Below are 23243 nucleotides of genomic sequence, written 5' to 3'. Positions count from 1 at the left end.
GCTTCGGATCGAGTGACAGGGCCAGCGTGCCGCGACATGGCTAACAAAGGGTGAAACGAGACGCGCCCGCATAAGCGCCGGTTCACCATAAACCGACGGAAGGCGCGGGCAGGGTCAGCAATCGGTCTGAAATCATTAGCGATTTTTCGCGCTTACGCTCCATTAACCATAACCGCTGGTTACTTTTTCGAGGCCGGGACCAGTGCCTCCCCCATCATCGAGACAAAAAGAAAGCGGCGGGGCCGAAGCCCCGCCGCTCTATTGTCTTGCGATGTTGTCCGCTTATTAGCGGAGCAGCTGGAGCACGCTCTGCTGCGACTGGTTGGCCAGCGACAGCGCGGAGACCGCGATCGACTGACGGGTCGACAGTGCCTGGCTGTTCGCCGCTTCGACGTTGGTGTCCGCCAGGGTCAGGTTCGACGAACCGGTCTGCAGCACGTTGATCAGGTTCTTGTTGAAGTCCTGACGAACCTGCACGATCGTCAGGTTCGAACCGAGGCTCGAGGCTTCCGAACGCAGCGTGCTCGACGCCGAGTTCAAATTGGTCAGAACCTTGTTTGTGGCGGCGTTGTCGATGAAGTCGACACCGCCGGTCAGCGCAGCGAGGCCGAGACCCTTGGAGTTGTAGGTTACGCCGGTGATGCTCAGGTTCGACTTGCCGGTCTCGTCGAACACCAGCTTGAGCTGGTCGCCGTTCAACAGGTTGACACCGTTGAACGAGGAGTCCTGCGAGGTCGAGTCGATCTGCTGGAGGATGTTGTTGTACTGAGACACCAGGTTCGAACGCGAGGTCTGCGCAACCGTGTCCTGGACGGGGCTGGAAGCCGTCGAGAACGTCAGCGACGAGGTCAGCGTGCCGCCGATCGCACCACCCGCGGCGCTCGAACCGATGGTCGAGGACGCGAAGTCGTTGGTGGTCGAGACCGTCAGCAGGCCGTTGGCGTCGATCGTCGCGGTCAGGTTGTTGGCCTGAAGCTGCGAATTGAGCTGATCGAGCGTCTTGACCGAACCGTTGGTGCCGTCGCCGAAGGTGACATTGACCGCCGTGCCGCCATTGAAGGAGGCGAAGGTCAAGGTCTTGCCGGTGAGGCCACCAACGCCCGAGGTACGCGCCGCGGTAAAGGCGGTCGAGGTCCCGGTGTTGCCGGCGAAGCCGAGCGCGTTCAGCGCATTGCCGGTGCCGGTGATCGACAGATCGGCATTGACGCCGGTCGAGATCTTGAGCTGACCCGAAGCGTTGATCGACGAGTTGGTTTGGCCAGTTGCGGTCAGAAGCGTCGCAGTGCCGTTGGCGTTGACCGTCGCGGTCTGCACGCCGCTGGCAAGATCGATCGCCTTCAACACGTCGTTGACCGTGCCGGCCTGGAGATAGACTGTCGAGTTGCCGGCACCGTCGGTGAGGACGTTACCGCTGGCACCGAAGCCGCTCGGAACGCTCGGAGCACCGGTCGAGCCCGGGATCGGCGCGTTCTTGAAGGTGATGACATGGCCGTCGACGTTCAGCGTCGAACCGTCCGCGATCGTCGCACCGAGCGAGCTCGCGCTCGTGGTCCGGTTGACGTTCACGGAAGCGTTGCCGCCGCCCACTGCCGTGGTCAGGCCGAGAGCATTGAGCAGGTCAGCCTTGCCGGTGACGCTCAGATCCGCACCCGTCGAGCTCTCCAGCGTGACCTTGCTGCCGCTAACGCCCGAAATGGTCTGGTTGACGCTGTTGGTGATCGTCGCAGCACCTGCGGTGATCGAAGCCGTCCTCACGCCGCTGGCCAGATCGATCGCACTCAAGAGATCGTTGACGGTCGCAGCCGGCGTACCCGAGGTGCCGAGATAGACGGTGGTGTTGCCGCTGCCGTCGGTGACGAGGTTGCCGCTGACGCCCGAACCGGACGCAACCGCAGTGCTCGCCGGGGCAGCGCCCGCACGGAAGGTGATGGTCTTGCCGTTGACGGTCAGCGTGTCGCCGTCGGCGGGCTGGGCGTTGCCGGCCAGGCCGGTCGCACTGGTGCCGCTGGCGGCGATCAGGGTGATGGTGCCAGTCAGGGCGGTGGTGCCGCCGGCGCCGGTCGTTGCCGTCGAACCCGTCAGGGCGCCGATGGTGGCGCCGAGGGTCGTGGTGCCGCTCGCCGCCGTGGTGCCGCCCGCCGCGCCGTCAAACAGCACGTTGCTGCTCGCAGTCGCGCTGGCAAAGGAGGTGGTGCCGCGCAGGTCGGCCGCCGTCGCACCCGCGATCGTGGTGGAGACGTTGGACTTGGTGGAGTAACCGACCGTGGTCTGCAGCGCCTGGTTGGCGATCGACTTCGCGGAGTCGATCAGCTTCTGCAGCGAGGTGATGCCGGTGTTGGCGGCCTGGAGCACCTGCACGCCGTTGGCGATGCCATCGAGGAGGTTGTTGATGTCGCTGGCGCGGTTGTCGAGCGACTGTGCCGTGAAGAAGTTGGTCGGATTGTCCAGGGCCGAGTTGACGCTCTTGCCGGTCGACAGACGGCTCTGGGTGGTGGCGAGAAGATCAGCGGTGGACTGGAGAGAGAGCAGGTTCTGACGAACCGATGAGGAGAGAACAATACCGGACATTGAGTGTTACCCTTCTGGTACGCAACGCAACAAACTTCGATTAGGATTAATCGATGTCCGGGACGGTGAACGTAGGTGGCTAACAAAGCATGAAGTGTGTCGCGCCAGACCTCGCGTGGATTCACCATATGAGCGATCGGAGCGAAATCGAGCTCATGCGTATCGCCATGATAGAATGATGCTTTTCGTTGCAGCCGCCAGCCATTTGCTACTTGTCAACCATAACTCAGAGTGAGCAATCGGCTGCATATGAATGCATCGTCTTCACATCACTGCGCGACGCAAACAACGCCCGGGCAAAAAGAAAGCGGCGGGGCCGAAGCCCCGCCGCTCTATTGTCTTGCGATGTTGTCCGCTTGTTAGCGGAGCAGCTGGAGCACGCTCTGCTGCGACTGGTTGGCCAGCGACAGCGCGGAGACCGCGATCGACTGACGGGTCGACAGCGCCTGGCTGTTCGCCGCTTCGACGTTGGTGTCCGCCAGCGTCAGGTTCGACGAACCGGTCTGCAGCACGTTGATCAGGTTCTTGTTGAAATCCTGACGAACCTGCACCACCGAGAGGTTCGAACCGAGGCTCGACGCTTCCGAGCGCAGCGTGCTCGACGCGGCGTTCAGGTTCGACAACACCTTGTTGGTGGCGGAGTTGTCGATGAAGTCGACACCGCTGGTCAACGAGGCGAGGCCCAGACCCTTGGAGTTGTAGGTCACGCCGGTGATGCTGAGGTTGGACTTGCCGGTCTCGTCGAACACCAGCTTGAGCTGGTCGCCGTTCAACAGGTTGACGCCGTTGAACGAGGAGTCCTGCGAGGTCGTGTCGATCTGGTTCAGGATGTTGTTGTACTGAGAGACCAGATTTGCACGCGAGGTCTGCGCAACCGTGTCCTGGACGGGGCTGGAAGCCGTCGAGAACGTCAGCGACGAGGTCAGCGTGCCGCCGATCGCACCACCCGCGGCGCTCGAACCGATGGTCGAGGACGCGAAGTCGTTGGTGGTCGAGACCGTCAGCAGGCCGTTGGCGTCGATCGTCGCGGTCAGGTTGTTGGCCTGAAGCGCCGTGTTGAGCTGGTCAAGCGTCTTGACCGTGCCGTTGGTGCCGTCGCCGAAGGTGACATTGACCGCCGTGCCGCTGTTGAAGGAGCTGAAGGTCAAGGTCTTGCCGGTGATGCCGCCGACGCCGGAGGTACGAGCCGCGGTGAAGGCGCTCGAGGTCCCGGTGTTGCCGGCAAAGCCGAGCACGTTCAGCGCGTTGCCGGTGCCGGTGATCGACAGATCGGCATTGACGCCGGTCGAGATCTTGAGCTGACCAGACGAATTGATCGTCGAGTTCGACTGGCCAGTTGCGGTCAGAAGCGATGCAGTGCCGTTGGCGTTGACCGTCGCGGTCTGCACGCCAGTGGCAAGGTCGATCGCCTTCAGCACGTCGTTGACCGTGCCGGCCTGGAGATAGACCGTCGAGTTGCCGTTGCCGTCGGTGAGGACGTTACCGCTGGCACCGAAGCCGCTCGGAACGCTCGGAGCACCGGTCGAGCCCGGGATCGGCGCGTTCTTGAAGGTGATGACATGGCCGTCGACGTTCAGCGTCGAACCGTCCGCAATCGTCGCACCGAGCGAGGCGGAACTCGTGGTCCGGTTGACGTTCACGGTGGCATTGCCGCCGCCCACTGCCGTGGTCAGGCCGAGAGCCTTGAGCAGGTCAGCCTTGCCGGTGACGCTCAGATCAGCACCCGTCGAGCTTTCCAGCGTGACCTTGGCGGAGCCGACGCTCGAAATGGTCTGGTTGACGCTGTTGGTGATCGTCGCAGCACCTGCGGTGATCGAAGCCGTCCTCACGCCGCTGGCCAGATCGATCGCACTCAAGAGATCGTTGACGGTCGCAGCCGGCGTACCCGAGGTGCCGAGATAGACGGTGGTGTTGCCGCTGCCGTCGGTGACGAGGTTGCCGCTGACGCCCGAGCCGGACGCAACCGCAGTGCTCGCCGGGGCAGCGCCCGCGCGGAAGGTGATGGTCTTGCCGTTGACGGTGAGCGTGTCGCCGTCGGCGGGCTGGGCGTTGCCGATCAGGCCGGTCGCGCTGGTGCCCGAGGCGGCGATCAGGGTGAGCGTCCCGGACAGCGCTGCGGTGCCGTCACCGGCGGTTCCCGCCGTACCCGTCAGGACGCCGATGGTGGCGCCGAGCGTCGTGGTGCCGCTGGCTGCCGTGGTGCCGCCCGCCGCGCCGTCAAATAGCACGTTGCTGCTTGCAGTCGCGCTGGCAAAGGAGGTGGTGCCACGCAGGTCGGCCGCCGTCGCACCGGAGATCGTGGTGGAGACGTTGGACTTGGTGGAGTAGCCGACCGTGGTCTGGAGCGCCTGGTTGGCGATCGACTTCGCGGAGTCGATCAGCTTCTGCAGCGAGGTGATGCCGGTGTTGGCGGCCTGGAGCACCTGCACGCCGTTGGCGATGCCGTCGAGCAGATTGTTGATGTCGCTGGCGCGGTTGTCGAGCGACTGTGCCGTGAAGAAGTTGGTGGGGCTGTCCAGAGCCGAGTTGACGCTCTTGCCGGTCGACAGACGGTTCTGCGTGGTGGCGAGAAGATCAGCGGTGGACTGGAGGGAGAGCAGGTTCTGACGAACCGATGAGGAGAGAACGATACCGGACATTGGGTGTTACCTTTCTGGTAAACGACGCTTACTGTTACGCGTCTGCTTGGATCTTGATTGATCCAGCGACCGGCGGACCGTGGCGCCGAGAATCTAACGAAGCATGAAATGAAATCGACGCTTTCTCTGAGTCGGCGCGCGATTCGGCCAATCTGCCGATCAGCGACGCTGCCGCGGCCGGCTATTTCGACGTTGATATAATTGAGCTTTTCCGCGGCAATGGCCGGGATTCACAACTCATTAACTAATGTTGATGGAGTATTGCGCCTCGATCCGCCGCAACACACGCTCGGTTACGAAAGCGTTGATGGAGAACAGGCATGGCCCTCAAGGTCGAGCTCAGGCCGCACGAACGCATCATTGTCGGTAACTGCGTAATAACCAACACGGACCAGCGCGCCCGCCTTCTGATCGACGGCGAGAACGTCCCGATCCTGCGCGAGCGCGATATCCTGACGCCCGAGACCGCCGATACGCCGGCCAAGCTCGTCTATCTGGCGGTCCAGCTGATGTACATCTCGCCGGATCCGCAGACCCAGCACGGCACCTACTTCAACCTCGTGCGCGACATCGTCACCGCCGTGCCGAGCTCCTGGCCGATCATCGAGGGCATCAACAACAACATCCTGAACGGCGACCTCTACCGGGCGCTGAAGGATGCCCGCAAGCTGATCGCCTATGAAGAGAAGCTGCGGGACCAATACAACGCCGCGCATCCCGAGGGCGAGGTCAGCTCGGCCGCCTGAATCGCAAGGCCTGATCTCAAGACCCGCGCAAACGACAACGGCCCCGGATCATCTCCGGGGCCGCTGTCGTTTCAGCCGGCTATGGTCACTGCGCCGCGAGCGGCGGCGACTCGGTCTCGATCAGGCCTTCGCCGGTTCGCCGCGTACCAAACTCCAGCACCGCAGCCACCAGCGCGTCGACATCGGTCTGTTCGGTGCGATGATTGACGATCGCCGCGCGGATCGCGAACTTGCCATCCAGCGTCGTGCTCGACGGCGCCGCGATTCCGGATTCCTGAACATCCGCGACAATCTCGCGATTGACCGCATCGTCGGCGCGGTACCGGAAGCAGACGATGTTGAGATTGACCGGCGCGAGCAATTCCAGCCGCGGCTCTGCGAGCACACGCGCTTCGAGATATTTTGCGAGCGCGCAGGTTCGCGTAATCACCGCGCCCAGCCGGTCGGTGCCGAACGTCTTCAGCGTGAACCAGGTCTTCAGCGCGCGGAAGCCGCGCGACAAATCGGGACCAAGATCGCAGGGCCATACGGCGCCGGCCGCAAGCCCCCTCGCCTCGCGGCTCAGATAGGCCGCCGGCTGCGCAAAGGCCTGCCGATGCAGTTCGCCGTCGCGCACCAGCAGGAATCCGGCATCATAGGGCACCTGTCCCCATTTGTGGAAATCGAGCGCGATCGAATCCGCAAGCTCGATGCCGGCGAGCAGCGGCGCGAGCTCGGGCGCCAGGATTGCCAGCGCACCGAAGGCGCCGTCGACGTGAAACCAGATTCCCTCCTCGCGGCACAGTGCCGCGATTGCCCTGAGATCGTCGATCGCGCCGATGTCGACGGTACCGGCAGAAGCCGTGACCAGGAACGGCTTGAAGCCGACCTCACGATCGATCGCGATCTGCGCACGCAGCGCGGCGACATCGATGCGATGATCGGCATCGGTATCGATCTTGCGCAGCGCGTCGGTGCCGAACCCCGCAATGTCCATCGCCCTGGAGATACAGCCATGCGCCGCCTTCGACGCATAGGCCGTGAGCAGCGCGCCATCGTTGCCGATGCCGTGCTGTCGCGCCAGCGCGCCGAGCGCACTGGTGCGTGCGACCAGCACCGCCATCAGGTTGGCCATTGACGTGCCCGTGACGAAGATGCCGCTCGCTCCTTGCGGAAAGCCGAACAGGCCGCGCATCCACTCGACGATCTGGCGCTCGACCTCGATCGGCATGTGATCGCGTCCGCCGAGATTGGCATTGAGACCTGCCGCGAGCATCTCCGCGAGCATACCAACCGCGGTGCCGCCGCCATGCACCCAGCCCATGAAGCCAGGATGGACGTTACCGGTCGCGTAAGGCGCAACGTGCTCGGAGAATTCGCGATAGACCTCGGCCAGGTCGGTGGCCTCGCGCGGCACGTCGGTTCGGACCGCCGCGCGGACCTCATCGGGGATCGGCTGCCAGACTGGACGCGCGCGGACATTGGCGATGCCGTCGATCGCCTCATCCAGCATGCGATGGGCGAGTGCGCGAAACTCGCTCCAGTCCTGCGGATCGAGCGATCCATTCGTGACGGCCGCCTGCGTGTTGCGGATGATCTCGTTCATGCTGCGCTCCCCTCGCCCGCCTTTGCGTGGCGCGACAGCATCGCGGTGAAAGCGGCAAAGATCTTGCGCATCTGCGGCGGCTTGTACGGAAACACTATTGGCGAATCCATGTTGTGCACCACCGCGGTGTTGTCGGCCTCGAAGATCAGAAGCTCGCCGCTCTGGTTCTCGGCGCAATCGACGATGAAATAATCGAGACCGACGCGCCGGCTCATTTCGTCGATCGCATTCTTATGGCGTGCTGCGAAGGCGTGATCGAAATCGAGCATGAAGACGGCTTCTTCAGCGCGCTTCTCCTCGCTGAACGCCATGTAGGCGTTGAGATACCAGATGTCCCAGCGATCGGCGATCGCCATGTGGCAGGCATAAGGCTTGCCATCGACCATGGTGATTCGAATTTTGCGATAGAGGCCGTCGGGGCTCGCATAATTGACGAAACGCGCAACGAAGAAGTCCTGTTCATCGCGCTCGGCGAGATAGGCCGCGAGCGCCGACGCATCATCGAGCTTCGCCAGCCCGACGCCGGCATGCGTGCCGCGCGGCCGCGTGATGATCGGAAAGTGCAGTTCGCTTGCGATGTCCTCGCAAGCGATCTGCCCCTTGGAGAGATCCGCGAGCTGCGCGCGCGTCGCATGGATGGTTGCGGGAATGTCGAGACCTGCAATGCCCATCAGCAACCGATACAACTTGTCGCGATCGAGGTTACCGATGAGATCAGGGCGATTGAGCAGTGGCCGCGGCCAGTGCGGCGCCGCCTTTTCGATGAGTGCGAGCGCCCGCCGGCATTCCTCGGAATCGGATGCAACAACGATGGCGACGTCGTGATCCGGCAGTTGCTCGGGCAGACCGACGCCGTCGACCACATAGAGCGTCAACAGCTCGATGTCGGACTCCTCGAGCAGAAATTCGATTGGCGTGTTGCCGCCCATGTCGATCGCGGCCGCAAGCGCGAGCACGCGCAGGCGCGGCTTCTCGACCGCGCAAGGTGAGCGAAACAACCGATGAAAGGTGAGCACTTCCGCCTGGATGGCAAGTCCCGCCTGCTTGTCACCGAGAAGCTGGACAATCAGCGACAGATCAAGCCCCTCGCCGGCGTGCCCCGCGCCTTCGGAGATCTTGGTGATGAGCTGGTCGCGCAACGGGTGCAGATCCACGCCCTCGAAAGCCTGGCGCGTCAACTGCGCGAAGCCGATCCGCTCGGCATACGGGGCCTCAATGGTGGAGATCGGCGATCGAGCTGGATGTTGCATTTCAAATCCCGAGGACAGGCATATCCGGCGATACCGCGCCGGCGGCGCGGTCGAGCAGCAGTTCGATCTTCACCACGACATGGGCGATTTGATCGAGTACATGCTGAAGATTGCGTCGCGCTTGCGCCTCGTCCGCAGACCAGGCTTCCGTCACGAGCCGCGCGCCGACGCACAGCCGCAGCACGGCCTGCGGTGCATGATCTGGCCGCTCCAGCCGGACCGGTTGGCCGACAAGGCAACGTTGCGCTGCGATCTGCCGGGCGGCCGCGCTATCGTTGATGTCATCGTTCATGTCGCGCGCCAGCGCGCGATGGACGGCGCTGGTGTCGGCGATGGAGACGGGCTCACCGTCGCGCAGCAGCGCGAACGGAAAGATCGTGGTGTGGGCGAATTCCTCGTCATCGACGCCGGCCTTGTCGCTCGCGGTCGGAACGGCCCGAAGCGACGGCGACAACGCGATCATGCTGTCGATACCGGCCGCAAGCTCGGCCATAGCCTTGGCGCGGAACGCTCCCGGCACCGCATAATAGCTGCCGATCTCCGCGAGCGCCGCCTCCCAGCGTAGCCATTGACCGAAATTCGGCCGGCGCTCAAAGCGCGAGCGCAGCGTCGTCCACGCCGTCGGCCAGTCGCTGCGGCCGGCATAGTCGAAGAAACCAGGCGCGATCTCGCCAACATGGACGAGCGACCGCGACAGACCTTTCGGCACCAGCAGCGCGCCGCTGAAGGCGGGGCCGCCGAAAAACTTCGAGCCGGTGATCAGCACCATGTAGCCACGGTCGAGATAGGACCGCAGCCGCCGGCGCCCTAGCCGCGCCTGGCAGGCATCGACGACGATTTGGACCTTGGCGGGCCAGCGCCGCGCGATCTCGTCGAGGCAGGCCGCGCTTGGCGCGCGCCAGCCGAGTTTTGACGAATCCATGATCTGGAGCAGCACGGGCGCGCCTTGCGCGATCGCGGTCTCGACCGCGCGCAGCACCGCGGCATCCGCATCGGCGCGCATCGCAATGTCGGACGCGGGGTCGAGCAGCGGCACCGCGATGCTTTCGCCGGCGAGGCCCGCGACCGCGCCGTCCTTGCGTACCGCGAAGCCGCTCGCCGTCATCGCACCGAAATGGCGGCCGCGCGCGGTCAGCGCGGTCCCGCTTCCGGTCTGGTCGGCACCGACCACGATCGTCACCGGCAACGCGCCGAGTGCGGCGCGCGCCAGGAACAGCGCGTGAAGCTGGGAATCGGTGCCCGACGGCGAGAACACGATGTCGACGCGCGGCGGCAACTGGAGGTGGCCGCGCAATTCGTGGCGCATGTCCTCGCAGCGCCTGTCGAAGGCAATTTCGACCTCGTCGAACAGCGATTTGTGGACCAATTCCTCGCGCGCAAGCGCAGCGCGATCATAAGCGGCCTGCGAGATCGACGATGCGGTCGATGAGGCGAAATTCCAGACATCCGGCGCGGGCGACGGCGCGCAGCCGTAGGCGTTGACCCGATCTTTCGGATCGAGCGCGAGCCGCTGATCGCCGCCGGAGACAAGCAGTGTATCCAACGGTGTGAAGAGATCGCGCAGGCGGTAGCGCGAGCCGCCGTCGGACGCTCGCTCGGTGTCTGACAGACGGGATGCGCCGGCGCTCATCCCGAAAGGCTCACGCCGCATCGGCCGCGGCCGCAGGGGCCGGTGCGAATTGCGAGGCGATGTCGCCGTGGAACACCGAAGGCCCGACGTGGTCGAGCGAGCTCTGGATATCGGCCCAGATCTCGCCGCCGATATCGGTCCAGCGCTTGCAGAAGGCGAAGTCTTCCGAGAGGTACGTGCCGGTCGCCGGATCGATCATGCATTCGAACAGCGCGAACCGGTTCTGGCTCGCGACAAGCGTGTCGTGCGAATGCTCGCGGAAGAACTGCAAATTCGCATAGTTCGGATGGCGGCACATCGCCTCCAGCGCCTGACGACGGATCATCAGGAAGCCGGTGCCGGCATAGCGCACGCGGGTGAATCCGTTGACCACCACGATGCGGTCGGGATCCTCGATCTCGAGCACGTAATCGAGCGAGGCCGCCGGCACATCGGCCCGGCCGGACTGGATCGCTCGCTTGGCCTTGTCCCAGTTGACCCGCTTGATCGGATAGCACCCGGCGACGACATCAGCCCCGGATTCGATCAGCCGGAACACCTGCTCCGGCTTGAAGCCGATATCGGCATCGATGAACAGGAAATGTGTCGCCTTGGGATCGTCCAGAAACAGTGTGACCAGATTGGCCCTTGCGCGCGTGATCAGCGCGTCGCCGTCCCGCAAATGCACCTTGAGCTCGAGATTGGACATGCCGTGCACGGCGCGCTGGAGCGCGAAGATCGAACTCGCATAAATGGTCGACACCTGCCCGCCGAAGCACGGCGTGGCCACCACCAGTTGCATCCTGTCCGACATCGACGGCTCCGCCCCGCTCAAATCCTCACCAAGAGGTAAACAGGCATGGTTAACGGCGCCTTAATGCGCCCTTACAGGTACTTGACGAGCGAGAGCTGCGCGAGGTTCGCGGTAGTCTGGTAGGACGCCTGGAGCGCATTCTGGAGCGACAGGATTTCGCTCGCGACCTGGTCCGGCGAAGCCGATTCCGCCTGGTCGACGATGTTCTGAAGCTGCGCCTTGGCCTGGGTCTGGCGCGTGGTCGCGTCCTTCATCGTGTTCTGGGCCATCGCGATGTCGGTCTGGATGTCCTCGATCTTCTGCTGCCCGGCCTGCGGCGTCAGTGCCTGCGTCGTGCGCAGGCTCAGCGCCGCGACTTGCGCGCCGGAATATTGCCCGGTCGGCGAGGTCGAGAACGTGCCGTACACGGCAACCGCCTGCAACTGCTTGCGGATCGCGTCCTCGTCGGCCTGCGCGCCATATTGCACCGTGACGGAATCGTCGACCCGTGCCACCGCGGTCGAGCGCGGCGAGCCGGGCCCGTCATTGCCGGTGTACCATTTCACGGTATTGGCCGAGCCGTTCACCAGCGTCGTCGCCGAGCTCGCCGGCGTTGAGCCGACGCGCAGAGGCGGCTGGGTAGCGGTGATCGGTGACGAACTGAAGCCCAGCGCGCCCAGCGCGGCGGTCGCACCCGGGGTCGAGCCCGAGATGCTGAGGCTCGCTGCATCGTCGGTGTTGATCGTGATCGAACCGCCATGGATGGTCGACGGCTTCGAGGTCCCCGTGATGGAGTCGATCTTGCTCATCAAGGTCTGGATGCTGTCGGTGACGTTGAGCTGGTTGCCGGTCGCGCCGGAGGCGACGAAGCTGAGCGTGGTGCCGTTGACGGTGATGCTGTCGCCGGCAGAGAAGCCCGGCGCAATCGCGTTCGAGGGCGCCGTGCCGGACAACGCGGTGGTCCCGCTGATCGGTGCCGCTGGAGTGGCCTGGTTGGTCTTGGCGGTGCCAATCGCCGAGCTATCTGTGTTGAAGAAATTGTCGCCGGCCGTCACGGCAGATGCCGCCACCAGCGAGGTGTTGGCGAGCTTCTGGATCGCGGTGTTCAGCGCGGTGTTGAGGTTCGTCGCCGTGTTGGTTGGATTGACGGGGGTGCTTGCATCGATCGCAAAGCTCCCGACCGGCGTCGGCGTCGTGCTGGACGCTGTGAGGTCGATCTGCTCGGTCGAGCCGTCCGGCAGCGTGAACTGCACGCTGAGCTTGTCGCCGTTGTTCGGATTGACGCCGTTGAGATCGACCGAGAACGACACCGGCGAACCGCTCGGGCCGGTGACCGTCGCGCCCGTCAGCGTCGAGGACACCGCGGCGATCTTCAACCCGAACGGCGATCCCGCGACGTCCTCGGACACGTTCACCGAGCTCGGCGTCGGCTGGGTCTGCACCAGCCGCCCCATGCCGTTGGCGCCGAGGTCGGCGGCTTGCCGCTCGGCCATGACGGTCTTCAAGCCGGCCTGCGTCGTGGTGCCGTTGATGATGTCGCCGGCGTTGGCGACCGACTGCGTGTTGTAGGCGGTCCCCGAGAACAGATAGCGGTTACCCGACTGCGTGTTGAGGACGCCGACCATCGAGCCGAACTGGGCGGCGGCGGTGTTCTGCGCGACAGTCTGGCCGTTGACGTTGAGATCCTGCGAGCTCGTGGCGGAGCCCGTCTGCACCGTGTTGCGGATCGTCGTCAGCGACTGGAGCGCTGTGTTGGCGAGGTTGATATTGACGTTGACGTTGGTCATCGTGTCGGTATAGGCGGCGATGTTCGAAAGCTGCGAGCGCGAGGCTATCGCGAAGCCTTCGTTGGTCCCCATCCCGGAATAGTTCTGCGACAGCTTGCCGGTCGAGAGCTGCGTCGACAGGTCGGTGAGCTGCTGATTGATGTTGCGGATCTGCGCGCCGAGGACCGACGAACCGTAGTTGATACTGCTGATCGACATGTTTCAGAGCCCTGTACTAATTACGTTTGAGCCTGGAGCAACGTGGTCATCATGCTCTGCACCACCGACATCACGTGCGCGTTGGCGGCATAGGCATTCTGGAGCTGGATCAAGTTCGACATCTCCGAGTCCAGATTGACGCTGGAGGTCGAGTTGAACTTGGCCTGAAGCGTCGAGACCACGACGCTCTGGCCCTGCTGGAGCGCGGTCGCCTGGGTCGAGGCGTTGCTCTGAACGCTCAGGAATTGCTGGAGGTAGTTCGAGACGCTGCCGGTGAACGGCTGGCTCGCCGAGCCGAGACCGGTCTGCGGCGAATAGGAGAACACCGTATTGGTGAGCTGCGAGTAGAGATAGTCCGAGCGCGTGGTGTCACCGGTGGGCGTCACCGGCGAGGTGCTGTAGATCGACATTCTGGTCGGGTCGGCGGTGAGCTGTGTGTTTACGGCGATGCGGCCGGCAAGGCCGGTCATCTGCGAGCCCGACGCCGTGATCGCACCGGTGTAGAGCGCCTGGCCGCCGTCGGTGAACAACGGCAGCTGCGGACTGCCGGAGGTCAGCGACGAGATCGTCTTGGTGCTCGACGCCGAGTTGACCTTGGCGAGGCCGGAATTGTCGTCGGTGACGCGCAGCGATGTCGCGGTCGCAGGCGACGGCGACGGTGAGAAGGTCAAGTGCGAGGTAGGCAGCGCTGTGTTGAGCGCGGACGCAATCGCGCCCATGCCGTTCGCGAAATTGACGCCGATCTGCATCGGGTTCGCGTTGGTGGCGTTCTGGAGCGGCAGCGCCGCCGGATCGGTCACGTTCACCAGTGTGATCTGGCGCTGCGTGTTGGTGGAGTCGGTATAGGCAATGTTGACGGTGTTGCCCGGCTGCGCGCCGGCGAGATCGATGTCGAAGCCTGCGGGCGGACCGGAGACCGTGCTGCCGGCCGTGGTCTTGTCCGACAGTGCGCTCGACATCGTCGCGGCGAGCTGATCCACCTGGGTCTGTGCCTGCACCAGCGTCTGGTCGCGCAGCTTCAGATCGGCTGCGATCTGGCCGGAGGAGACCACGCTGTTGCCGGCGACGTCGATCGACGAGCCGTTCGGCAGCTTGATCGTGAGCGCACCGACCCCGGACTTGGCCGGATCGGTGTTGTAGAGCGAGGTCGCCGACAGCGCGCCGACTGAAGCGAAAGAGAATTGCGAAGCGAGCCCCGCGCCGACGAGCTGGATGCCCGTGGTGGTGTAGATGTTGGCCTGGTTCGATCCGTCGGTGGTGACGCGGACGTCGACATATTTCGACAGCGAGTTGATGGCCTGGTCGCGCTGGTCCATCAGCGTTGCCGCGGACGGATCAGTCGAAGCCAGGCCCTGGAGCTTGGTGTTGATGTCGGCGATCTGGTTCATCGCCGCGTTGGCCTGCTGCGCCGAGGTGCCGAGATCCTGCTCGACATTGGAGCGCAGCGACTGGATGCCCTTGGTGGTGACGTTGAGCTGCGTCGCCAGCGCCTGCGCCGCACCGAGCGCCACCGTCTGCGCCGACGACGAGCCCGCGCTCGTGGACAATGCCTGCAACGAGGTGGTGAAATTGTTCAGCGCGGTTTCGAGCGTGCCGCTACCGCCGGGGTTGCCGTAGACATTCTGAAGCTGATTCAGAATGTTGGCCGTCTGGTCGGCGTAGCCGCTGCCACCGGTCTCGATGCGCAGCTGGTTCTGCACATAGGTGTCGATATCCCGGCTGACGCCGGTCGTCTTCGCCGTCGAGCCGAATTCTCCGGTGGTGACCTCGATCTGGTTCGGCGTCTGGGCGACGTAACCCGGCGTCTGCGAATTCGCGACGTTCGACGAGACGATCGACAGCGCAGCCTGGTTGGCACGCAGACCGCTCATCGCACTGGCAAGGGCTGAACTCAAACCCATGGTGACTTGCCGCCTTTGGTTACGTTACGCGTTGATCAGCGCAACACGTTCAAGAGGTCCTGCACCATCGAATTCGCGGTCGTGATCACCTTGGTGTTGGCCGAGTAGGCCTGCTGGGTCACGATCAGCTTGGTGAATTCGTCGGCGATGTCGGTGTTGGATCCCTCCAGCGACGAGCCGCTGATGGAGCCCGAAGCGCCGGCAATCGCCGGACCGGACTGGTCGGTCACGGAATAGGCGCCGCCGTCCAGCGCCTTGAGGTAATTGGTGCCGTTGAAGTGCGACAGCGTCACTTGCGCGAGGTCGAGGTTCTGGCCGTTAGAGAAGGTGCCGACCACGATGCCGCTGTTGTTGACGGCGACGGAGCGGAGCTGACCGGCGGCGTAGCCGTTCTGCGTGATGGTGTTGATCGTCACCGCACCGCTGGTGCTCGCATATTGCGTTAATCCCCCCGTGGAGATGTTGAAGGCGACCGAACCGAGCGATTGCCCGCTGACGCTGACGTTGGGGATGGTGATGCCCGAACCGCTCGGCGAAGTGAGCGAGCCGTCGCTGGCAAAGGTGAAAGCCTGGCCTGTATTGACCCAGCCGACCGTCGTGCCGGTCGCGTTCGGGTCGGTCTGATAGAACATGTTCCAGGTGTCGGCATGACCCGCGCCGAGCGACGCACTGTCGGTCTTGGCCCAGCGCAATTGCAGGTTCACCGGCGTGCCAGCTGCGTTGTAGGCGGTCACGGCACCGCCGCTGATCGATTCCTTGGTGAAGGTGGAGATGTCGTTGCCGATCACGGTGCCGGTGCCGGCGGTGCCGCCGCCGCCGCGATTCTTGGAAATGGTTGTGGTGAAGCCGAGCGCGGCAAAGGCGGCGCTGTTGGAGCTGGAGACCGACAGGTCGGAGACGGTGCCGGTGTTCAGCGTGACCACACCGCCGCTGCTGACCGAAGACCCTGAGGCGCCGGAGAGAGCGTCGATCTTGCCGAGCAGGGTCGTGATGTTGTCGGTGATATTGATCTGGTTTGGACCGGACGCGCCCGAGGCCATGAACTTCAACTGCTGGCCGTCGACCGTGATGATGTCGTTCGCGGCGAAGCTTGATGAGAGCACTTGGGCGCCGCCCGGCGTCGCACTACCGCTCAGCACAGTGGAGCCCGAAATCGCAGGCGTGGACAGCACGTTGCCGCCGCGCGTCACGCTGCTGAGGCCGAGCGCGGTGGCTGCCGTGCCGCTGCTGATGGATACGTCGGTCGTGGTGCCGCTGCTGATCTGGATGTTCCCACTGGCGGTCAGCGTTGCAGTGACACCGGTGCCACCGGCGGTCTGAATTGCGCTCAGAATATCGGCGACCGTTGTGGTAGTGCCTGAGCCTGAGCCCAGGCCGATCGTGGTGTTGCCGCTGGACGTCGTAACCCCTGTGCTGGTGTCGAAGGTGATGGTGTGGCTGTTGATCGTCAGCGTCTGACCGGTCAGTCCGGCGAGGATGCTCGACGCAAGATGCACGCCAGCGTTCGCATCGAGGGACGTGGTCGTCGATGCCGCAGCCGAAGAGTTGTTCTGAAGCGCGGTCGTGCCCGTCGCACTCGTCGACGAATACGCGGTACGAATATTGCCGGTAGCGGCCGCGCCGGAATCTGTTGCGTTGGCGTAGGGCGCCGGCGGCGTGCCGACTGACAGCGGGTTCGCGGCATAATCCGACGGATTGAGTCCACCAGCAGCCAGCAGCGTGCCGCTCGTCGCGGTCGAGCTCGCCACGGTATTCGGCTGGGTCGGCAGGTTCGCTGCATAGTCGATCGAGGTGGTCGCCTGCGCCGGGACGAAGTTGTTCTGGAATTGCAGCACCGTCGGCACGCTGCCGGTCGGGTTGCCGGTCTTCGGATCGACCGTGACGCCCATCAAATAGTAGCCGGCGCCGTTGACGAGATTGCCGTTGGCATTGACCTGAAAGTCGCCGCGTCGGGTATAGTCGGTGACGCCGTTGAACACCGGCACGTTGTCGACGGTGCCGGTCGCGGCCTGCACGGAAAAGAAGCCGTCCCCGGTGATCGCCATGTTGGTAGCGACCGTGGAAGACGAGATCGTGCCCTGCGTAGTGATGGTCGCCTGTGCATGCGCGGTGACGCCGCCGGCGACCTGCTTGCTCGGCACGGAAGCGTCCGGGATGAGATCCTCGAAGCTGGTCCCGATGCCCTTGTAAGCCGTGGTGGATGAGTTCGCGATGTTGCCGGAAATGTTCTGAAGCGCGTAGGACTGCGCTTGCAGGCCACCCACCGAGGTGTTCATTGCATCGAAGATACCCATAACTTTGTCTCCAGATCCGATCTCGGCGGCCGGCAGACCAATGGCCGCATTCGGAGGAGACGTCGCAAGGCCTATGCCAATGCGGGTATTCTCAGGAAATCAATGACTTAAATAGAGAGGCCCCGGTCGAATGACCGGGGCACAATTGCCGGGCCGGCAACAATTGCCGGGACATCAAAGCGTTTTCAAGCGAAGTGGCTACCGGTTCGCGTGAAGAAAACGCGTCAAACTAAAGAGCCCTACGTTGCCGACGGCGCCGCAGGGTGGAAGACCAGCCCGAAACCGTCGATGCAGTAGCGCAATCCGGTCGGCTTCGGACCGTCGTCGAAGACGTGGCCGAGATGGCCGCCGCAGCGCCGGCAATGCACCTCGGTGCGGAGCATGCCGTAGGTGCGGTCCTCGGTCTTGCCGACATTGCCCTCGATCGGCTGGTAGAAGCTCGGCCAACCCGTGCCACTCTCGAACTTGGTCTCCGAGGCGAACACCGACAGGTCGCAGCCGGCGCAGGCGAAGGTGCCCTTGCGGTGCTCCTTGAGCAGCGGGCTGGTGCCCGGCCGCTCGGTCCCCTCTTTACGCAGGATCTCATATTGCTGCGGCGTAAGCTGGGCGCGCCACTCGGCATCGGTCTTCTCGATCTCGAACTTCTCGGCGGCCTTCTCTCCAGCTTCGGCCGGAGTACCTCTCAGCCAGCGGAAGGCCGAAAGGCCAAACAGGCCGGCGACGGTCGTCAACAGGATGCGGCGATCAAACATGTCTTTCTCCGTGCGCAGGAAGTCCACGCCCTGAGATACGGGTTCTAACGGGAGACGTTACACTTCCAGGCGGGATTTTTCTCAACTTATTGCGAGACACTGCCGTCGTGCACGGCCGGTTCCACGGTTTCGGCCGCAGGCTGCGGCGGTGGGGCCGGCCGCGGTCGAACCCCGGGCGGCGCACGGCGCGGACCGGTGCCGGCGGCCCGGTTGGCCTCCGCCAGCCGCGCCTCGCGTTCCCGGTCCTTGCCCCGCACCCGCTCGCGGTAGCGGGCGAGCGAGCCCGCGGCGGCGGAACTGGCCCTGCCCCAGACTCCGACCAGCTGGCCCGCGACCCGCCCGGTCGCGCCCCCCGCCCAAACCAGCTCGAACGGCGAGAACAGCCGCCAGCGCTCGTCGCCCCACAGGATGCTGCGTGCGATCAGCTGCCCGGCCATGGCGGAGGTGTTCATGCCCTGGCGTCCAAAACCGCTCGCCACCCAGAGGCCTTTGCGCAACTGGCCGATCTGCGGCATGCCATGCACGGTCTGGCCGGTGACGCCACCGAACGTATCGGTGATCTCGACATTGCCAAGCTGCGGGAAGATCGTGCGGATCCTGCGCCTGACGGGACCTGCAAAGCGCTGCGGCCGTGCCGCCCAGGTTGTCTCCGGGCTTTCCCACATCAGGCGATCGCCATCGACGATCCGGAAATGGTCGACGCCGTCGGAATCCATCACCGATCCCTTGAAGGCGATGATCTCATGCACGCGCTCGCCGAGCGGGGCGGTGACGCCGGCATAGCGCCAGACCGGCAGCAGCGTCTCCGACAGCCGCCTCAGGGGGGCGCCGAGATGGATGTTGCCGGCGAGCACGATATGGGTCGCGCGCAGCCGCGCCGAGGGCGTGACGATGCGCTTGCGGATGCCGGAATGGTCGATGCTGACGACCGGCGTATCCTCGAAGATGCGGGCGCCGGCCCGCCGCGCCAGCGCCGCGAGGCCATGCACATATTTGCGGCCGTCGAGCTGGAACGCTTTGGGATAGTAGACGCCGTGAAAGTAATGATCGGTCTTGAGCACCGCGCGGACACGATCGGCCTGCCAGCCCTCGACCTCGGTGTCGAAATCCTCGGCGAGCATCTGCAATCGCCTGATCAGCCGGTCGCCGGCATCGACGTTGGACACTTCCAGCACGCCATTGCTCGGGCCGATGCCCGGCATGTTGTCGTCCGTGGCGTTGGCGCGGACGAACTCGGCGCCCTCCTTCGACAGCGTCCACAATTCACGCGCGTCCTCGAACCCGATGCGCTCGATCAGCTCGGTGAGCGGCAGCGCAAAGCCCGGCATCACGGTGCCGAGCTGGTTGCCGGAGGCGTTCCAGCCGATATGGCGGCCCTCGAGCACCGCGACGCTGGCCCCGAGCCGGGCGGCCTCGAGCGCAATGGAGAGCCCGGCGAGGCCTGCCCCGATGACGCAAATGTCGGCATCGAGGTCGAACGACAGCCGGGCGCGGTCGCGAAAGCCGGCTTCTTCCTGGGACACGCTTGTGAAAGTCTCGCTCATGTCGTTTTCTTAACGGACCAAGCGGGCGCTTGTCACCTTGTCCTCAGCCGGCGCCTGTAGATTATCCTGGATGCGTAACGATTCGAGAATGCCATGCGCCGTTTGATGCTGCTCCGTCACGCCAAGACCGAGACTGACGCGCCGAGCGGCCGTGACCAGGATCGGCGGCTCGACGACCGCGGCCAGAAGGATGCCGCCGAGATCGGTGACTGGATCGCCGCCCATCCACCGGCCCCCGAAACCGTGCTGGTGTCGCACGCCGTCCGGGCCCGGCAGACCTGGGACACCGCCTGGGAGGCGATGAAGGGCCGCGTCGCGGCGCCGCAGGTCGAGATCCTGCCGGAACTCTACGGCGCCGATCCCGCGCAGATTCTGGAAACCATTCGCACTGCAACCACCCCGGCCAATCCCCGGCAATTGCTGCTGGTTGGCCACAATCCCGGCATGCACGAGGCCGCCCTGATGCTGATGGGCAGCGGCGATCCGGCCGGCGCCAAGGCGCTCGCCGACAACCTGCCCACCACGGGGCTTGCGATCTTCGACTTTGACGTCAAGGATTGGGGTGACGTGGCCTACCGCCGCGGCAAACTGGTGCTGTTCGTCAGCCCCAAGCTGCTTCGACTGGGATGAGACGCGCGGGCGCCGTCTCGATCGGTTGATCCGGCTTGATTGCAAGACGACTGGAAGATTTGGAGGCGCAGATGTTCAAGTCCATCCTCGTGCCCATCGACCTCGCCGACACCGATCTGGCAAAGCCGGCGATCGCGACCGCGGCAACGCTGTCGCAGACCTGGAGCGGCGTGGTGCGCCTGCTCAACGTGCTGCCGATGACGCCGGTGATGCTGGCTGAATATGTGCCGGCGGATTTCGACGAGCAGCAGCGCCAGACCTCGGAAGAAGCACTCGCCATCGTCGCGCGCGAATCCGGCATCGACGCGGGGCACATCTCCAGCGTGGTGCGCCAGGGCGGCATCTACCACGAGATCCTGGAGGAAGCCGTGCACATGAAGGCCGAATTAATCGTCATGACCTCGCACCGGCCGGCGATGCGCACCTATTTCCTCGGCTCCAACGCCGGGCACGTGGTGCGTTACGCGAAGTGCTCGGTGCTGGTGGTCAGGCACTAAAGTCTCACGACGAAATCCGTCGTAGCCCGATGGAGCGCAGCGCAATCCGGGGCCGCTCTTTCCGCTTGGATGAAATCCCGGATTGCGCTTCGCTCCATCCGGGCTACAAAACTGGTGGTCAGGCACTGAGCGCGGAGCAATGTCGTGAAGCAGTTGTGGCGGAGATGGACTTACGAAGTCCCGCTCGCGATCGGCGATGCGCTGTGGGAGGTGCTGGTCGTCCAACTGGCGGCGCTGCTGGGCAGGCTGACGGTGCGGCAGGTCGTTGCGTTCATCCCCGTCGTCATTCTCGTGTTGGCCTACTACCATAGGATTCCGATTCCGCCGGAGCTGATGCTGGTGGGCGATCTCCTCGCCTATATCGACATCTTCTCGGTGCTGTTCCTCCTCGGCGTGCTGAGCCGCGTCACGACGATCCTGTTCGCCGTCAGACAGGCGAAGACGCGCATCGCGTTGCTCGTCGGCAGCGTCATCGCGCACTTGCCGCGTCTGGATGTCCGGCATCGGCGCCAGGGTGGCGCTCCGACGAAGCCTCGACGCAGATCCGACCAGTCCGAGGACGATCGAGGTTCTGGCTGCGGGTGGCACCAGATCGCGTTGGCCTGATCCCCGTCCACAAGCTTGTAACTCAAGAAGCCAGTGGCGATAGAGCGGTTCGCAGCGCCTGGCTCGAGATCCCCATCAGCCCCCTGAAGGGGTTTTCCAGTTCCAGAACCAGAAAAATCGCGCAAAGCCAGAACGCCAGAATGACCAGGAATGGCGTTGGAATCGCACCGCTGGTTTGCGCAAACAATTGCAGTCGAATCTGCGCGGCTTCCGTGAAGGCCTGGGTGGCCCGAGATTGCAGCGATCGCTGGAGGTCATTGTTCGGCGACAGCCGCCCCAGTTCGATTTCAAATGCGGATGACTCCGCACTCGATTCGAACCGAACGGGCCTGCCAGCCGCCATCTCTTCCTCGTGCCAGATGCGATCGGCTAGCGGCTGAATGCTCTGGCGCAGAAGGTTTCGCAGATGGGTTGCTTCCGGGCCATACCGCATGAGCAGATCGTCCAGAAGGATGATGGTCGCGGTCATTTGCCTGACCTGATTGGTCTTTTGATCGAACGAATTCTTCGCTGACGCGATCAGCAGACCCAGCACGAGCGCCGTCAAGGTCCCGATCAGGCCCGTCGTCATCTTCACGACTTCTCTGGAGTCCGCAGTCTGATGATGCTCCGACAAGAAAGGTCGAACGGCCATGCCGATCAGGGCGCCACCAAATATCACGGCGAACACAACAAGCGAGATCGATAGATCGTTCATATTTTGTGATCGCTCTGCCTCTTGGGCGGCTGAAACGGTGCTCTGCGCTGGATAGGCGGCTTGGCTGACGGCCCTTGCTGGGCCGATTACTTGTGCACCAGCGTCGGTCGCAGCGGCGGGGCCGCCGCGGCGGGAGACAGTGAGAAAGTAAGCCACGCATTCCAGCCTTCCGGGCGGTTCTCCGCTCCAAATTCCTTGTAGCCCTTGAGATTCAGGTACCCCTGCATGTCGCCGACCGGAAAGATGAAGCCGATTTGCGGTCCTGCCGCGAACACCCGCGACTTGAATTCACCGAGGATCGCGGCCTGGCCGCTATCCGCCGTCAGTTGCTGATAGACGTAACCGACCAGGCCGATAAGGACCTGTTTGGAGACGAATTGCGATGCGCCCCAGTCCAGGTGCCAATCGACGCCACTCTGGTAGTTGGTCACCGGATTAGTGAAATTGTAGGTCAGCCCCGTGACCGCCGAGAATTCATGTCCGGTTGCCGGATTAAAGTAGGTGTAACCGACACCCCCGTCGATCGCTCCATGCCCCAGCCCCAAATTGGCCAGTCTCATCGAACTGTAATTGCCGACCGGAATATCCCCAGTGACATAGGTCATGAAGTTGTTCACCCCAAAATTCCACTTCAATGACATCTGCGGATAGAGGTCGCCAAAGCCAGTGACGGAGTCGCCGATGCTGTCGGTTCGCAGCAAGCTGAAGGGCGGCAGCGAAGCGGACAGCGTTCCATTGACGGTGGCGCTCGTGCGCCCGACGATGGCTGCCATCTGGACCGCCAACTGGCCGCCGAGGACCGGGGTTGCGAACGTGTAGCTCGGGACGAGCAAAGCGAGGTCTGCATCGGCTTTCAGGGTCGCATTCAGGTTAACGTTCAGGTTCGGATTGAGGGTCCCGATCTGAAGTTCGCGGGAACGCGCAACATCGGCACCAGCACTGACGGACGTATGATAATAGACCGTCGCGAACGCCCATCCCGGCTGCCCCGGCGCGGCCGCGAGACTCCCGAATATGCCCGGGAGCCAAAAACTGGTGCCGCTTTCATCGGCCCGCGAAACCGTCGCGGCGATAGAAAGAAGGCCGGCGCATAAAAGGGCGGTGGCTGCAGAAGTTCGGAGCGTCAAATATTTCAAGACCCATCTCC

At 64.0% G+C, this 23243-nt stretch carries 17 protein-coding genes; 4 read left to right on the top strand and 13 right to left on the bottom strand.

Translation table 11 applies throughout. The annotated features are described in order from the left end of the window. Positions 1–285 precede the first annotated feature (285 nt). Together UB31_RS29060 and UB31_RS29055 are read right to left on the bottom strand one after the other, a co-directional pair. Positions 286–2568: a DUF1522 domain-containing protein gene (locus UB31_RS29060; RefSeq protein ID WP_045013379.1), complete on the bottom strand. Its 2283-nt coding sequence runs from the start codon at positions 2566–2568 to the stop codon at positions 286–288. 359 nt (positions 2569–2927) lie between these two features. Continuing rightward, the gene (locus tag UB31_RS29055) at positions 2928–5207 is read right to left on the bottom strand and encodes a DUF1522 domain-containing protein (protein ID WP_045013378.1); all 2280 of its coding nucleotides are present in this window, start codon (positions 5205–5207) and stop codon (positions 2928–2930) included. Positions 5208–5527: 320 nt separating this feature from the next. On the opposite strand from UB31_RS29055, the gene flbT reads away from it, so the two are divergent. After that, complete coding sequence (gene flbT, locus UB31_RS29050; RefSeq protein ID WP_045008685.1) at positions 5528–5953, top strand: flagellar biosynthesis repressor FlbT; 426 nt, start codon at positions 5528–5530, stop codon at positions 5951–5953. 85 nt (positions 5954–6038) lie between these two features. On the opposite strand, the gene UB31_RS29045 is transcribed toward flbT, so the two are convergent. The 9 genes from UB31_RS29045 to UB31_RS29005 form a co-directional block, all read right to left on the bottom strand. Then, positions 6039–7538: a pyridoxal phosphate-dependent decarboxylase family protein gene (locus UB31_RS29045; protein WP_045013377.1), complete on the bottom strand. Its 1500-nt coding sequence runs from the start codon at positions 7536–7538 to the stop codon at positions 6039–6041. Continuing rightward, positions 7535–8788 (bottom strand): ATP-grasp domain-containing protein, encoded by a 1254-nt coding sequence (locus UB31_RS29040; protein ID WP_045013376.1) that lies wholly within the window; start codon positions 8786–8788, stop codon positions 7535–7537. Before UB31_RS29040 ends, UB31_RS29045 begins: the two co-directional genes overlap by 4 nt. 1 nt (position 8789) lies before the next feature. Next, positions 8790–10439, bottom strand: a complete 1650-nt coding sequence (locus UB31_RS29035; RefSeq protein ID WP_045013375.1) for a hypothetical protein — start codon at positions 10437–10439, stop codon at positions 8790–8792. Further along, entirely contained in the window at positions 10429–11211 is a 783-nt protein-coding gene (locus UB31_RS29030; RefSeq protein WP_045013374.1) for a hypothetical protein, read from the bottom strand. The genes UB31_RS29035 and UB31_RS29030 overlap by 11 nt, the downstream gene beginning before the upstream one ends. A 71-nt stretch (positions 11212–11282) precedes the next feature. Continuing rightward, complete coding sequence (locus UB31_RS29025; protein WP_045013373.1) at positions 11283–13175, bottom strand: flagellar protein; 1893 nt, start codon at positions 13173–13175, stop codon at positions 11283–11285. A gap of 20 nt (positions 13176–13195) precedes the next feature. Beyond that, a complete protein-coding gene (gene flgK / locus UB31_RS29020; RefSeq protein WP_045013372.1) occupies positions 13196–15076 on the bottom strand; it encodes a flagellar hook-associated protein FlgK in 1881 nt (626 codons plus the stop codon). A 35-nt stretch (positions 15077–15111) separates the two neighbouring features. After that, positions 15112–17370 carry a flagellar hook-basal body complex protein gene (locus tag UB31_RS29015; RefSeq protein WP_045013371.1) on the bottom strand — a complete coding sequence of 753 codons (2259 nt, stop codon included), beginning with the start codon at positions 17368–17370 and terminating at the stop codon, positions 15112–15114. A 239-nt stretch (positions 17371–17609) separates the two neighbouring features. Continuing rightward, positions 17610–18122: a peptide-methionine (R)-S-oxide reductase MsrB gene (gene msrB / locus UB31_RS29010; RefSeq protein ID WP_045013517.1), complete on the bottom strand. Its 513-nt coding sequence runs from the start codon at positions 18120–18122 to the stop codon at positions 17610–17612. A gap of 86 nt (positions 18123–18208) precedes the next feature. After that, positions 18209–19666 carry an NAD(P)/FAD-dependent oxidoreductase gene (locus UB31_RS29005; RefSeq protein WP_045013370.1) on the bottom strand — a complete coding sequence of 486 codons (1458 nt, stop codon included), beginning with the start codon at positions 19664–19666 and terminating at the stop codon, positions 18209–18211. Positions 19667–19759: 93 nt separating this feature from the next. Here UB31_RS29005 and UB31_RS29000 point away from each other — a divergent pair, with 93 nt between their 5' ends. The 3 genes from UB31_RS29000 (at position 19760) to UB31_RS28990 (ending at position 21399) form a co-directional block, all read left to right on the top strand. Further along, complete coding sequence (locus UB31_RS29000) at positions 19760–20296, top strand: SixA phosphatase family protein (RefSeq protein ID WP_045013369.1); 537 nt, start codon at positions 19760–19762, stop codon at positions 20294–20296. A gap of 71 nt (positions 20297–20367) precedes the next feature. Then, entirely contained in the window at positions 20368–20793 is a 426-nt protein-coding gene (locus tag UB31_RS28995; protein ID WP_045008695.1) for a universal stress protein, read from the top strand. A gap of 144 nt (positions 20794–20937) precedes the next feature. Further along, entirely contained in the window at positions 20938–21399 is a 462-nt protein-coding gene (locus tag UB31_RS28990) for a hypothetical protein (RefSeq protein WP_045013368.1), read from the top strand. A gap of 22 nt (positions 21400–21421) precedes the next feature. Here the strand turns inward: UB31_RS28990 and UB31_RS28985 are convergent, their stop codons facing one another. Beyond that, on the bottom strand, positions 21422–22096 hold the full coding sequence (locus UB31_RS28985) for a bestrophin-like domain (RefSeq protein ID WP_045013367.1): 675 nt from the start codon (positions 22094–22096) through the stop codon (positions 21422–21424). An 86-nt stretch (positions 22097–22182) separates the two neighbouring features. Further along, the gene (locus UB31_RS28980) at positions 22183–23223 is read right to left on the bottom strand and encodes a SphA family protein (protein ID WP_045008870.1); all 1041 of its coding nucleotides are present in this window, start codon (positions 23221–23223) and stop codon (positions 22183–22185) included. Between the last annotated feature and the right edge of the window lie 20 nt (positions 23224–23243).

It is taken from the genome of Bradyrhizobium sp. LTSP849, assembly GCF_000938255.1.
Taxonomy (GTDB): Bacteria; Pseudomonadota; Alphaproteobacteria; order Rhizobiales; family Xanthobacteraceae; genus Bradyrhizobium.
This window is presented reverse-complemented; position numbering and strand designations above follow the sequence as displayed.